Genomic DNA, 14,119 nt, shown 5'->3' with positions numbered 1-14,119 from the left:
CCTTTCAGGCCGCATACGTCCGGACCTCGCGCGGGGGCTCGGTCAAGAATCGGAGAAACCGCAAGATGCGAGTAATCGCGGCTTTCCATGCATCGTGGTATGTGCAGGACGCGGCGTATTGGAGCTTGGGCAGATTCACGAAGCGTGTGCGTGCTCTCGTCCTTTCCACTCAACGGGCCTGCCGAATCCCCCACCTGAATCACTTGTCCAGCACGGAAAACCAAAGGCGTTGGGTTCGGGACGGTCGACGGCAAACGGCGTTGGGACTACTCCCCCACTCGCGGTCCTGGGAATCGGATACCCGCCACAGGGACCCGCCCGGTCCGCCACACTAGGCAAGATCATGATAATGAATTACATTAATGAGTATTGGGCTGAGGATTGCGCCGCTGTCGATCCACGGCATCCAGTTCCACCGAACCAGAAGACCATGGCCCGAAGCAGAAAGGAACGTGCGGCATGAAGAGAATCACGGTGTTGGCCGGAGGGGTTGGCGGCGCGCGATTTGTGCGCGGCTTGCTTTCCCATCTCGCCGAAAACCGGTCCATCCGCGGGAACGACGGGGCGGATGTGGAAGTGAACGTCGTGGCAAACACCGGCGACGACATGTGGCTTAACGGACTCCGCGTCTGCCCCGATCTTGACACCCTGATGTACACGCTTGGTGGCGGTGTCGCCGAGGAACAGGGATGGGGTCGCGCCTCCGAAAGCCAGCGGACATCCAGCGAAATAGCCGCGTATGGGCGGGGCTGGAGCTGGTTCACGTTAGGCGATCTGGATCTCGCCACGCATATTGTCCGCACCGATCTCCTGCGCCAAGGTGCAACATTGACCGAAGCCACGGAATTCCTGTGTCAACGATGGAAACCAGGCGTGAATCTCCTGCCCATGAGCGACGATCCGGTGGAAACACACGTTCGGCTCGCCGAAGATCGCGACGAGCACAGCGCCGGCGATCTCATCCACTTTGAGGAATGGTGGGTCAGATACCGATCCGCCGCGCGGGCCAGTGAATTCGTTCAGGTAGGGCTGGAAACAGCAACCGCATCACGGGGCGCGATCGACGCGATCCGCTCGGCCGACCTCATTGTCATCCCTCCGTCGAATCCCGTTGTCTCGGTGGGAACCATTCTTTCGGTCCCCGGGATACGTGAAGCGATACGGGAGACTTCTGCACAGGTAGTGGGCGTTTCCCCGATAATCGGTGGGGCAGCCGTGCGGGGCATGGCGGACCAGTGCTTGGAAACCATTGGAGTCCCGTCAACCGCCCTCGATGTCGCCCTCCATTACGGTGCCAGGAATGACGGTGGCCTATTGGACGGCTGGCTCGTCGATACCAGTGACGAATGGGCAGTGCCTCCACTTGCCCAGACCGGCATCCGAGCCGCCGCCGTTCCCCTGTGGATGACCGACGTTCCGACGACCGCCGCCATGGCAGGCGCCGCAATCGATCTGGCGTTCGCCTCCGTCCCCTCCTGAGCAGGTGACTCCCCAAAGGCAGCTCCAGCTCTGGCGCAGCAATTGCGACCCATTCGTTTCAACAGGCACCGCTTGGAGTTACCGCCCATGACCACCACTCATCCCGACCGACCGGGACCCGCCATGCGGGGAGTCCGCACCGCCCACGCCGTGTCCCGTCTGATGTTGCACAGCGGAACCGACCACGTCCAGGCATCTCGGGTGAAGTTAGAGGCGGAGAGTACCCGGACGACGTTGCAGGAGGGCGCCGACAACCGCCCGGAGAAAGCGGATTCCGGGCTTGAGCGCATGATCCACGGCATCGGGCCATGCCGGTAAAACAGCAGCAACGCAAGCGGAAAGGAATACCTCGTGCAGTCACGAACCACTAATGCAGCCCCCCTGCCGCCTTGGACCATCGTGGTCCCGTTCAAGGGCGGGACGGCCGCAAAGAGCAGGCTCGGCCAGGCCAGCGGGGGACTTGCGGGGCTGGGGGCGGGGCTACGCCGCCGGCTGGCACTCGCGTTCCTCCGGGACACGGTTGGCGCCATGAATGCCGTCGCCGACGTGGGCTGCATCGTTGTTGTCTCGTCGGACCCGAGCCCAACCCTTGGTCTTCCCGGGGTCTTCCTGGTGGAGGACCCCGGGACTGGCTTGAATGCTGCAGTCGCTTCCGGTATCGAGTGGGCGCGAGCCCGGGATGCCCTCAGCCCGGTAGCCGTGGTGACCGGCGACCTCCCGTGTCTGCGCCCCCGCGACCTGGCTGCCGCGCTCAAGCTGGCCAGGGAAGTCCCGCTGGGTGTGGTGCCCGACGGCGGAGGTTCCGGCAGCACGCTGATTTCCGCCCTGCCCGGGGCTCCGGTCTCTCCGCACTTCGGGATCGATTCATGTCGACAGCACCGGTTGGCCGGACACGCGGTCCTGCAGGTTCCTGCCAGTTCCACGATCCGCCAAGATGTCGACACCAGTACGGACCTGCTTCGGGCGCTACAGCGCGGCGCGGGCGTGTCCACTGAGTTTGCGGCCATGGAGGGCAATCTCTGGCCTTCCCTGGGCCGTGGCGCGGCCACCGGACGCACGTTTCCACTGCCGGTCCGGTCCAAGCGACCGGATTCGAGCAACTACTCCAATTCCTCCAACTTCGAAGGGGATCTCATGCCCAACCTACTCGTCTCCGCCCTCGCCGGAATTCCCGAAATCCTTCCCGAAGATGACCTGGCGAAGCTCATCGGCAACGCCGCGGCGGTCGCTCCGGAGGGCATCTGCGACGGGGATATTCTGGTGGTCACCAGCAAGATCGTGTCCAAGGCCGAAGGACGCCACGTCAACGCGGCCAATCGAGAGGATGCCATCACGGCGGAGACCGTTCGGCTCGTGGCGAGCCGCAAGCATCCAGGTGGCCTCACCCGGATCGTCGAAAATCGCCAGGGCTTGGTTCTGGCTGCGGCTGGCGTGGACAACAGCAACACCCCGAACGGAACAGTTCTCCTGCTGCCCGAGAACCCCGATGCCTCCGCCCATCGGCTATGCGTTGCGCTGCGGGCTCGATTCGGCGTTACCCTCGGGGTAATTCTTTCCGACACCCTCGGACGTCCGTGGCGCGAAGGACAAACCGATGCAGCCATCGGCGCCGCCGGCCTGCGCGTGTTGGAGGACTACCGGGGCACCCGCGACGCCCACGGCAACCTGCTGTCCGCGTCGGCCGCCGCGGTTGCCGACGAAATCGCTGGCGCCGCCGACCTGGTCAAGGGCAAGGCCAGTGGTCGGCCCGTGGCGCTGGTGCGGGGACTGGGCCACCTGGTCCTGGCGGACCTTGGTGGATCCGAGCCGCATTCCACTGCGCGTTCCCTCGTGCGCCCCGCTGAAATCGACATGTTCCGGCTCGGCAGCGACGAGGCCTACGCCCAGGGGTTCGCCGATGGACAAGCCGCCGCCAGTCTCCTTGAACCGTCCGAGTCGAAGATTTCCCGCTGACCGGGGAACCGGAGCGGCCACCGTGAACTCAAGGCCCGCCGCGCAACCCTTTCGGGTCGGGACACCGGCCTCCCCGAAAAACAATGAAAATACATATTCCTAATTAATCATTCGTCGGAATGGTCCGAGGGAACTACGAGAGGGTCACATCGATGACTTCCACTTCAGCGTCATCAACGGCCGGCACATCGACCGGAACGGCTCCGCCGCCGTCCAAGAAGGATATCCACCGCATCGTCGCCGGCGGCGTGGCCGGCCAGGTCGTGGAATTCTACGACTATGCCCTCTACGGCCTCTTGGCGGCCTCAATCGCCCGGGTGTTCTTTCCCAGCGAAGATCCGGCACTCGGCATCTTGTCCGCCTTCGCGGTCTTTGGTGTCGCCAATTTCATGCGTCCGCTCGGAGGCCTGATCCTGGGACCGCTTGGCGACAGGGCAGGCCGGCGGACCGTCCTCGTCATTTCCGTGACAACGATTTCCATCAGCACCTTCCTCGTGGGAATCCTGCCAACCGAAGCCGCGATCGGCATCGCGGCTCCTGTGCTCTTGGTGGTCCTGCGACTGGTCCAGGGCTTCTCCGCCGGCGGCGAGGTCATCTCCGTGGTCACCTACATCGCCGAGCACGCCCCTCCCAAGCGCCGCGGCTTCTATACGGCGTTCCTCCAGAGCGGCGCGACATTCTCCTTCCTCATGGCTTCCACGGTAGTGCTGCTGGTCACCGCGCTGGTGCCTGACGAGGCCTTCGACGTGTGGGGTTGGCGCATCCCGTTTCTGCTGGCACTGCCACTGGGCGCGGTGGCCATCTACCTCCGGCTTAAGCTCGAAGAGAGCCCTGTCTTCATTAAACTTCGGCGCGAGGGCGAACTGTCCAAGCGTCCCCTGCGTGAGGCCCTGCTTGAAACGCCGTGGCTCATCGTCCAGGGCACCACGGTAGTGGCGCTGACGTTCTCGGCGAACTTCGTTTTTCTTTCCTACTTCCCCACATACCTCAAGGGACAGGGCTTCTCCAGCCAGGATGCTTTTCTGGCCACGACAATCGGCTTGGGGCTAAGTGTCGCCCTTCACCCGTTGGTTGGGCTGCTTTCCGACCGCCTCGGCAGGAAACAGGTGGCCGTGGCCTCAGCGGTGTACTTCCTCGTGCTTGGCTGGCCGATCTTCGCGTTGCTATCCTCCGGATCCCTCGGTTTGGTGATCCTGGCACTGGCCATCATGGCCGTCGGCCTGGGCGGGTCCGTCGCGGTCGTCATCTGCTTCTTCACCGAGTTCACGTCGTCGCGAACCCGGATGGCAACCTTCGCCATCGGTTACAACATCGGCGGGGCCATCTTCGGAGGGACGGCACTGTTCCTCGTACAGCTTCTCGTGATCCAAACCGGAGACGCACGTTCCCCGGCCTATTTCCTGATGGGTGCCGCGATGATCACGCTGCTCACGCTGCTCACCATTCGCCGTTATGCCAAGCCCGGAGAACCCCTGCACTAGCACCGGCGCTGCAGGTGCCTTCCGACTCCAGCCGGACCACGCCGTTGGCCGCGGACCAACCCGAGGTTTGTCGCAATCGCGCCAGTCTGCGTTTGACGAAGGCGTGCCCCGCGATGCAGGCTTCCATCAAGACCCTATGCCCCCCGCTTTCCGCACGCGGTCCCGAAGCCGTGCGTCGCGTCCACGGCTTGCCATTGCGGCCAGATGAGACCCGCAGGGAAACCACGTGGACGCCGACGTCCCGACGGAACCGATAACGGCGTCAGCCGGGTTCGTGGGGCATGGGGCATGGGGCATGGGGCATGGGGCAAATGCATTCTTGAACTTCGCCCACGTCCGGTGGCCAGTGGCCAGCCCGGGATTCGGCTGGCCATCGCGGCGATCCCGTTGGCTCCGCCACGGCTACCGCGGATCCTAGCGCAAATCGTTTACCGTGCGGGCACTCCGATGTCGTGGAAGGTCGAAGGCGGCCAAGGGCGGCCGTTCCGGCGCCGGGAGTCCCTCCCGCAGGCTCGGCGGCCTGCCATCCTGGCGCTTGGTCGATATCACCGGGGCCCGTCTGACCCAGGGATCCTCCGAGGAGCCGCAACTCGTGGACGGCATGAACGTGGCGGTCGATGACAACGCCCCCTGGCCGCTCACGGACACGGTTTCCCGCGGTGGGATTCGGGGTGGCCAGTGGCTTGCGGGAGGCAGCGTTTCCCGGATCCTTCCACGAGGTCGTGGAGCAGTGACATTTCACGTACGGCACCCGGTGACCGAGAACCGAAACCATCCACCCATTTCCGGTCCAGGAGGACGCCGTAGGAGGCAACCACCGGATCGTGGAGGCAGCGGGAGGAAACGATGCCGATGGCCCGGCAAGCCGCTAGGGTTCTGGGGCGTCGGAGGGCCTTCGACGGCGCCGCCAAGAGGCTCACCAGGTTCCTCGCCGCGGGCGGACAAATTCCCGCCAACGGCAGACGCATGGCCAGACGGTTGCGTCTGGCCATGCGTGGGGCTACCGGGTGCCCGGTCGTCGTTTAGCTATTTCGTGACGGACCCGGTGAGTGATGCGATCGGCCGCAGCAGGATGGGCCGCACTGCGATCCATCCGATGATCATCACGACCAGGGATGCCGCGAAGAACCAGAAGCCCGTCCAGCCTCCCCCGTCGTGAGCGGCGTACATGTGGTTGAGGTTGCGCAGCGCACCCGTGGCAAAAACCAGGGTCACGTGCACGACAATGAAACCGACGAAGTACAGCATGACCGGCAGGTGCAGTTTCCGTGCAACCTCGATCGGATAGATCTTGTTGAGATTCGCGGTGTGCTTGGGCCAAGCCGATGACATCCGCAATCCGGTGGCAATGGCCAGGGGAGCCGCGATGAAGACCGTGGTGAAATAGGCCAGAAGTTGAAGACCGTTGTAGTTGACCCAGCCGTTCTCCGATGGCCAATCCAGTGAGGCGTACTGCAGCACGGCCGACAACGCGTTGGGAAAAATGTCCCAGCTGTGCGGGACCAACCGCTTCCACTGCCCGGTTGCGAAGATCAAGATGTAGAAAACGACCCCGTTGAGGATCCACAGAGCATCGAGGCTCTGGTGGAGCCAGAGGTGGATGCTCATCTTGGTGGGCGGCGTCTTGGTGCGGATGGGTCCCTTGTTGTTGCGGGTCCAGTAGGCCGGTGGCCGAGTGGTGGTTCGCACCAGCCAACCGCTGCGGATAATCAAAAGGATGAATAGCGCGTTCAGGAAGTGTTGCCAGGAAAGCCATGGGGGGAATCCGACGGGCGTCCCCTGCGGCAATTCGGATTCACCGGGATACTGCGTCAGGAAGGTTTGCACAGCGGGGAGATCGCGGAGTCCCTTGGCTGCCAACACGACGGCAAAGAGGACCATGAGGGCTACCGGCAGGATCCAAACCAGCTTGAACCACTTGCCTTTGGAAGCCGCGGATTTAGTCGAAGTCGATGTGGACATGTGGCTACGTGTCTCTCTGGAATGGACGGCGTGCGTCGGATGGAGATTTGAAACTGAAATACGACAGGACCCGTGTTCCCGGCCGGACGCCGTCCGGCCGGGAAGGGTGGACTAGCTGGCGCGGGCCTCGATGGCCTTGACCAGCTGCGGCACGACGGCAAAGATGTCGCCGACGACGCCGAAATCGGCAATGTCGAAGATCGGCGAATCAGCGTCCTTGTTGATCGCGATGATGGTCTTCGACGTCTGCATTCCTGCCCGGTGCTGGATTGCCCCGGAGATGCCGAGTGCAATGTAGAGCTGCGGGGAGACGGAAGTCCCCGTCTGTCCGACCTGCATCGTTTGCGGTACGTAGCCCGCATCGACGGCGGCCCGCGAGGCACCCACGGCAGCCCCCAGTGCATCGGCGAGCTGTTCGACCAGCACGAAGTTCTCCTTCGAACCCAGGCCGCGTCCACCGGAGACCACCTTGTCCGCCCCCCGCAGGTCGGGGCGGCTCGAGGTCGCCACGGCGTCCTTGACACCAAGGATGAGTCCGGAGACCTTTACATCGGCGGTCACCGATACGGCCTTCACGGCGGCGGTCTGGGGTACGGCACGGCCATCGATCGCGCCCTGGCGAACGGTGATCACGGCTGGACCGCCGGTGACCATGGACTCTACGTTGTAGGCGCCGCCAAAGACCGAATGGACAGCTACCACAGCGTCCCCGTCAAGACGCAGGTCCACTGCGTCGCCAATCAACCCGGCTCGCAGACGGACCGCAAGACGGCCGGCAACGTCGCGGCCTTCGACGGAGTTCACCGTCAGAATGGCGACCGGTTCCAGCTCCGCCGCCGCTGCGGCGAGGGCTTCGACTTGCGGCGTGACCAGCAGCCGGCCCACCTGTTCGCCTGTTGCAAGATAGACCTGTGCGGCACCAAGGGAACCGAGGTGGTCAACAATCCCGTCGGAAGCACCTGGGGGGACCGTGACAACGGCAACAGGGTTGCCGAGTTTTGCGGCGGCGGCGAGAATCGAGGCAGCGGTACCGCGGATTTCGCCGGCGGTCGAAGTCTCGATGAGAGCGAGTACGTTGGACATATTCGGTTCCTCCGTTAGATCAGGCGATTGGCGGTGAGGAAATCGGCGAGCTGATCGCCGGCATTCCCCTCGTCGACGATTTTGGTTCCGGCTGTACGTTCCGGGCGTTTGCTGGTGGTTAAGACGACCGAGCGTCCCCCGGCCAGGACTCCGGAGCCGTCCAGATCGAGGTCGGCCAGAGTCAACACATTCATGGGCTTGCGCTTGGCGGTGATAATGCCCTTGAAGTTGGGGAAGCGGGCCTCGGCCGCGCGCTCCGTGACCGTGATGACCGCGGGTAGGCTGGCACGCACATCCTGGCTTCCATATTCGGTGGCGCGCTCTCCGCCGATGGAATCCTCGGCGATCTCGACCGTATCGAGGAAGCTGAGATGCGGAAGCCCCAAGTGCTCGGCGATCATCGCCGGAACGACACCTCCCCGGCCATCCGTGGATTCGTTGCCCGCGATGACGAGATCGTATTCGTTGGAAGGCAGCGCGGCGGCAAGCACCGCCGCGGTTTGGCCCATGTCGGCCCCCGACAGTGCCTCGTCAAGCAGGTGGATGGCCGCGTCGGCGCCCATGGAGAGTCCCTTGCGCAGCGCCGCGGTGGCGGATTCCGGTCCCATGGTGAGGACGGTGATGTGGGTTCCCTTGTGTGAATCCTTGTACCGGAGCGCCACCTCGAGTGCGCGTTCGCTGATCTCGTCAACGATGGCTTCGCTCGCGCCCCGGTCTACGCGGCCGGTCTGCGTGTTGAGCCGACGCTCATCATATGTGTCCGGCACCTGCTTAACGAGGACGATGATTTTCATTGCTTCTCTTCCTTTGCTTGCGTCCAATTCCTTCGTGGATTTGGGATCTGGTGGTTGCCGGTGGGTAGTAGCCGCGAGCGGTTCTTCCGCAGCGCGTGGCTGGCCCTGGATACGCACGTTGTTCGTTTCGTTCCCGGGCTTGTCTGAGTGCAGGGAGGCCACCGGGATTCCAAGTCGTTGTGACAACGCGACCGACTGTCGGGTGGCCAAGACCAAGCGGCATGGCGCGTGGACGTCCCCGAGGATGTACGCATGCGGCAATTGATGATTGAACCCTCCATGGATACTCGGGTCCGATATGCCCACACGGCCCAGTGCCACCGGGCCGATGCCTGCGACCCGCTCTTCCCGTTTCGATTAGCTCTTGCGGGCCGGACCAGGACCCTTCTCGATTGCCGATGGCCAAAGGGTGCGGCGGCCATGGTGCGCTTCCGCAGGTCCATCGCGCCGATTTGCGCGGGCGAAGGCTGCGTGGGAAACGCCGAGCCAGGACCGATCGTTTCGCTAGCTAGTCCCTGCTGCCTGATCATCATCATCGCCTGCCTTCCGTGATGGACCCGTGAAACCCGTACGATGTGACCACGATAACAGAAAGATGCTTATCATGACCATAGATTATTTTCAGTGATCATTTTGCCCCTCAATCAGGGCTGGCCACCATCCACTGTGAGAATGGAACCGGTCGTGTAACTCGACGCGTCACTGGCTAGATAGATCGCCGCTCCGACAATCTCATCGGGCTGACCCCCTCGACCCATGGCGAAGGACTGTGCGCGTCGGGCAAAGGCATCTTCGTCCCATGACTTGCTTACGTCCGTCAGGAAAGTGCCCGCCATGATGGCATTGCAGCGAACGGAGGGGCCAAAGGCGTGGGCCAATCCGATGGTGAGCGCGTTCAGTCCCGCTTTGGCCGCGGCATAGGGCAAGACGTGCGGCTTGGGGTGAACCGCGGCCGCGCTCGTTATGTTGATAATGGAACCGCCCGCGCCAGCCGCCATCCTGGTTCCGACCAAGGCGGCAAGTCGGAAGGGCCCCTTGAGATTCACGTCGAGCACCTTGTCAAAGAGCTGCTCACTGACCGTCTCCACCGAGTCGTAGAGCGGAGACATGCCGGCGTTGTTGACCAGGACGTCAACCTTGCCAAACCGCCCATAGCTGGCCTCGACAAGCTTTTCCAAGTCGTCCCAATGGCCAACGTGGACCCCGATGCCCATGGCCTGCCGGCCAGTCTCCCCTTCAATTTCCCGCGCAAATTCCTCGCAGGCGGCACCGTCGCGGCTGGCCACGACAACATCAGCCCCGGCCCGCGCGAACCCAAGGGCCATGGCCCTGCCCAGTCCGCGGCTCCCGCCCGTCACCAGTGCGACTCGCCCCTCAAGATCAAAAGCATTCGGGATTTCACTAGGCATCTGCTCCCCCTAAAAGGTAGTCTTTGTGCCCGCGCCGGCAGGTCCGCATGCCCGACCACAGTCGGACAAGCTCTCGCCATCGCGAAACATATAAGTATCACTATGATAATCATAGAATTGAACACCCCCCGAAGGCCGACCGCAGATTCCCGTCGCCGGCACTGCCGGACTCGGCCAGAATCTGCTAATCTATTATCATTATTACTACTTTCTAGGTAGCCAATCAAAGAAGAGATGGTGACGCTGCAATGGATCAGCCCAAGACCGAATCCCCGGGCCTGCTCAACGGAGTGCGGGTCGTCGAATTGGGGTCGATGTACGCAGCCCCAACCGCGGGACGCATGCTGCGCGACTTTGGCGCGGAGGTCATCAAGGTCGAGGACCCGGAAAGTGGGGACTTCGCCCGCCAGTGGCAGCCGCAGAAAGACGGACTCGCACTAGGCTTCGCCCGCCTGAACTCCGGAAAGCGTTCTGTCGGCATTGACCTTCGCAAGCCGGAGGGACGCGCAATCGCGCTGGATCTTATCCGCAATGCCGACGTTGTTATCGAGTCCTTCCGCCCCGGACGTCTCGAGGCATGGGGCATGGGATATGACGTGCTCTCCAAGGAAAACCCCGGCCTGGTCCTGACCCGGGTCAGCGGTTTTGGACAGACCGGCCCCTACAGCGGACGCCCCGGCTTTGGCACAGTTGCCGAGACGGCAAGCGGCTACGCGTTCCTGAACGGGTGGCCTGACACCCCTCCGACCTCCCCGCCCTTCGGCTTCGCGGATTCGATTGCCGGCATTTCCGCCGCATTCGGAACGGCCATGGCCCTTTACCGACGCGAAATCAGTGGCGTCGGCTCAGAAGTGGATGTGGCCCTGTATGAGCCGCTGATGTTCATCCTGGGGGATGCGTTGCTGAATTACACTTCCACCGGCACCATCATGACCCGGGTGGGCAACACCTCCGGCTCCGCGTCCCCGCGAGGGATCTACCAAGCCGGCGATGGAGCCTGGCTCTCGATCGCAGCCTCCGCGCAGACGATCGCCATGCGGCTTTTCGACGCGATGGGGCGTCCGGAGCTGAAAACCGACGAGCGTTACGCCACCAACCCCGCGCGGATGGCCAACAATGACTCCCTGCAGGAGATCGTCAAGTCCTGGGTTGCCTCCATGCCCCGAGAAAAGGTCCTGGGCACGCTCGAGGATCATGAAGTCGTCGCCGCCGCAGTCAATGATTCCAGCGATATCATGCAGGATCCCCACTTCCTGGAGCGCACGCTCGTCGGACTGACCGGTACCGTCCTGGGCAATGCCATGATGACCGGCCCGATCCTCCATGTGGCAGGCACTGCGGGGCCGGTCTACGAGGGAGTCCCCTCAGTCGGCGAGCATACTTCGGCCATCCTCGGCGATGAACTCGGAATGGATGCGCCAACCTTGGACAGGCTCGCCTTCGACGCCGTGATTTCCAGGGCGTGACCCACTCGGTCCTTCAGCTCCAATCCAGTTCGAAGGCGCTATATCTCCCCTAACCATACTAATGATTTACCGGACCCGGCACTCCAGGGATTTCGGTGAGTGGAGGAATTCCAATGTCCCAGGTAACACTGCGTCCGCAAAAGACGGCGATGCTCGTGGCCCAGCGCATCGTCTCTGACATCCAACGCCGCGGCAACACTGTCGGCGACCGCCTTCCGTCGGAGCGGGTGATGCTTGAGGAATACAACATCGGGCGCGGAACACTGAGGGAGTCGCTGCGCTTCCTGGAACTGCAGGGCGTCATCGCGCTGCGCCCGGGCCCGGGTGGCGGTCCGGTGGTGCAGCAGCCAGACGGCAGCGGGCTGGCGACCGCGCTGACTCTGCTCTTGCAGTTCGAGAACGCACCGTTCCGCACCATTGCCGAATCGCGGACGGCTCTGGAACCGATGATGGCCCAGCTGGCCGCGTCGCGCATGAGCAAGGAGCAGCTCGCGGAGCTGAAGTACAGCGTGGACCACATGGGGGAAAGCCTCGGCGACGAGGCCGAATTCCTGGAAATGAACAAACGGTTTCATGACATCATCGCGCACGGCTCCGGCAATGTGATGTTCGGGTACCTCGTCGAGTCGCTGCTCGGGATGCTCGACGGCAGTGCCATCGGCATCGATTATCCCGAACACCGGCGCAGCGCCGTCCACCAGGCGCACGCGAGTATCTATGCCGCTATTGCCGCCCGCGATCCAGAAGCCTCCGCCACTGCCATGCACGAGCACATCATCGCTTATGCCCGCTATGCCGAACGCAAGTTTCCCGAAGTGCTCGACACGCCGATATCCTGGTCCGCGCGCTGACTAGGACGGAGGGGGCGGACGGCACGGCCGAGAGGACAAGACCCACGTGAGACCGAATACCGAAGCAATCCGGCTGCGCAGCCTCTCCAGGGCCGCGGAGGCGTTCGATGAGGTCTGCACCTTGCTGCGCCCGGTTCCACGCGGCGGCGGCAGGTACATCGGCGGCACGCCGTCGGTTACCTGGGGCGTGCCCTACGGGGGGCTGCTCGTCGCCCAGGCGCTCGCCGCGGCGGCAGCAAGCGTACCGGAGGGGTTCTGGGTGCGGAGCCTGCACGGCTATTTCATCGAAGCCGGAGCCTCGAGCCGGAATGTGGAGATCGACGTCGTTTCGGTCCGAGACGGCCGCTCCACCTGCTGGCGCAGCGTGCAGGTGAGGCAGGACGAGCGCCTGTTGCTCACAGCCGACCTCACTTTTGCCTTGGATGCTAGCGGTCCCGCGCATCAGACCCCAATGCCGCCGGCGCGCGCGCCGGAACAATGCCTCAACGTCGGGGCGGCCCTGGCCGACTTCGACGATGTCCACGACTACTGGAACGATGAGTCCGCTTTCGACCTGCGCTACGTGGCGGATCCCCCGCGGCTGGCCGCCGCCGGGACCGCCGAGGCACATCCGCAGTCCGCGGTCTGGGTCCGGGCCATGGGTGTGGACCCGGACGACCGGGCCCTCAACTCTGCACTGCTGGCCTATGCCAGCGACATGTGCATGCTCGATCCCGTGCTGAAACCCCATGGGTTGTGGTGGGGCAGCTCCAGCGCCACCGGCTTTTCAATGGATCATTCCATGTGGTTCCACGCCCCCGCGCGGACGGATGAATGGATGCTGCTCGACCAACACTCGCCGGCGCTGCGGGACGGCCGGGGCCTGGCCATTGCAGATTTGTTCACCCGCAGCGGCTCCTTGCTGTGCACGGTCGCGCAGCAGGGATCCATGCGGATCCAGACCGGCGTCCCCGGGCCCAGGTCGAGCTGAGTTCCAGCCGAACTTTCCGGCGGCGAGCGCCTCGCGGAAGAGGCTCTGGCCGAACGTTCCCTTCGGTTTCTCTGGCATCGGCTCGCTCACGACAATCACCACTGTGGGACACCTGCAAGGGCAGTTGGACGACTCACCGAGCCAGTGCCGGCTGCGGCTGCGGCTGCGGCTGCTGGTGCCGCGCACCGTCGACTGCCGCCGGATAGACGTCAAAGCCGCCGATGAAGATGCTCGAATTGTCGTACAGCAGCGCACTGCCGATCGACCGACCCGGGACGTTGCCACTTCGGGAACGGGGCAGGTCGGGAATCCGTAGGTCTCGGTCATCCCGAAGCTCGCAACGGCCGAAGTAATCGGATCCGCACCGGGCAGTTCCAACGCCATGGGCGTGCAACCCCGAGGAAGGAAAAGTAGCACGCCAGCCAGCTCCGCCCCGGAAACGCTGACCGCCAGCAACACCAGGTGTCGGTCGGCGCGGCTGAATCCGACATCCACCGCGAGTTGGGTGGCGGCGTCATCAATATTGGCGTGGGTGGTGACAGCCTTCCCGATGCCGTCCGCACAGCTCGAGCGGAGCTGTCGGCTGGGAACCGGCAGCATTTCCCAGACCGGCGGAGGGCCGGGGGGCGGGGGGGGGACGGGGGGGATTACGAGCGGGCCGAGGGGGCGGG

The 14,119-nt window shown here is 63.8% G+C and carries 10 protein-coding genes and 1 pseudogene; 7 read left to right on the top strand and 4 right to left on the bottom strand.

What is annotated here, in order from left to right; genetic code table 11:
• Positions 1-459 precede the first annotated feature (459 nt).
• The 4 genes and pseudogenes from cofD to ACLQ7E_RS04275 all read left to right on the top strand — a co-directional run bounded on the left by cofD (position 460) and on the right by ACLQ7E_RS04275 (position 4,913).
• Positions 460-1,479 carry a 2-phospho-L-lactate transferase gene (gene cofD, locus ACLQ7E_RS04290; protein WP_411731318.1) on the top strand — a complete coding sequence of 340 codons (1,020 nt, stop codon included), beginning with the start codon at positions 460-462 and terminating at the stop codon, positions 1,477-1,479.
• A 351-nt stretch (positions 1,480-1,830) separates the two neighbouring features.
• Positions 1,831-2,457, top strand: a pseudogene (gene cofC / locus ACLQ7E_RS04285) (2-phospho-L-lactate guanylyltransferase); the annotation flags it as partial.
• Positions 2,458-2,613: 156 nt separating this feature from the next.
• Positions 2,614-3,432, top strand: coding sequence for a coenzyme F420-0:L-glutamate ligase (locus ACLQ7E_RS04280; protein ID WP_411731330.1), 819 nt, complete (start codon positions 2,614-2,616; stop codon positions 3,430-3,432).
• 152 nt (positions 3,433-3,584) lie between these two features.
• On the top strand, positions 3,585-4,913 hold the full coding sequence (locus tag ACLQ7E_RS04275) for an MFS transporter (RefSeq protein ID WP_411731317.1): 1,329 nt from the start codon (positions 3,585-3,587) through the stop codon (positions 4,911-4,913).
• 1,026 nt (positions 4,914-5,939) lie between these two features.
• Here the strand turns inward: ACLQ7E_RS04275 and ACLQ7E_RS04270 are convergent.
• From ACLQ7E_RS04270 to ACLQ7E_RS04255, 4 genes are all read right to left on the bottom strand, one after another.
• On the bottom strand, positions 5,940-6,875 hold the full coding sequence (locus tag ACLQ7E_RS04270) for a cytochrome b/b6 domain-containing protein (protein WP_411731316.1): 936 nt from the start codon (positions 6,873-6,875) through the stop codon (positions 5,940-5,942).
• Positions 6,876-6,986: 111 nt separating this feature from the next.
• On the bottom strand, positions 6,987-7,958 hold the full coding sequence (locus ACLQ7E_RS04265) for an electron transfer flavoprotein subunit alpha/FixB family protein (RefSeq protein ID WP_411731315.1): 972 nt from the start codon (positions 7,956-7,958) through the stop codon (positions 6,987-6,989).
• Between the two features lie 14 nt (positions 7,959-7,972).
• Positions 7,973-8,752: an electron transfer flavoprotein subunit beta/FixA family protein gene (locus ACLQ7E_RS04260; RefSeq protein ID WP_411731314.1), complete on the bottom strand. Its 780-nt coding sequence runs from the start codon at positions 8,750-8,752 to the stop codon at positions 7,973-7,975.
• A gap of 644 nt (positions 8,753-9,396) precedes the next feature.
• Positions 9,397-10,161, bottom strand: a complete 765-nt coding sequence (locus tag ACLQ7E_RS04255; protein ID WP_411731313.1) for an SDR family NAD(P)-dependent oxidoreductase — start codon at positions 10,159-10,161, stop codon at positions 9,397-9,399.
• 248 nt (positions 10,162-10,409) lie between these two features.
• Here ACLQ7E_RS04255 and ACLQ7E_RS04250 point away from each other — a divergent pair, with 248 nt between their 5' ends.
• The 3 genes from ACLQ7E_RS04250 (at position 10,410) to ACLQ7E_RS04240 (ending at position 13,448) form a co-directional block, all read left to right on the top strand.
• A complete protein-coding gene (locus ACLQ7E_RS04250; RefSeq protein ID WP_411731312.1) occupies positions 10,410-11,627 on the top strand; it encodes a CaiB/BaiF CoA transferase family protein in 1,218 nt (405 codons plus the stop codon).
• A gap of 113 nt (positions 11,628-11,740) precedes the next feature.
• Positions 11,741-12,478 (top strand): FadR/GntR family transcriptional regulator, encoded by a 738-nt coding sequence (locus ACLQ7E_RS04245; RefSeq protein ID WP_411731311.1) that lies wholly within the window; start codon positions 11,741-11,743, stop codon positions 12,476-12,478.
• A gap of 46 nt (positions 12,479-12,524) precedes the next feature.
• A complete protein-coding gene (locus ACLQ7E_RS04240; RefSeq protein WP_411731310.1) occupies positions 12,525-13,448 on the top strand; it encodes an acyl-CoA thioesterase in 924 nt (307 codons plus the stop codon).
• Positions 13,449-14,119: the final 671 nt, after the last annotated feature.

The sequence above is a fragment of the Paeniglutamicibacter sp. genome, from assembly GCF_046714615.1.
Lineage (GTDB): Bacteria > Actinomycetota > Actinomycetes > Actinomycetales > Micrococcaceae > Paeniglutamicibacter.
The sequence above is the reverse complement of the archived record's forward strand: the minus strand, read 5'-3'. Positions and strand labels throughout refer to the sequence as shown.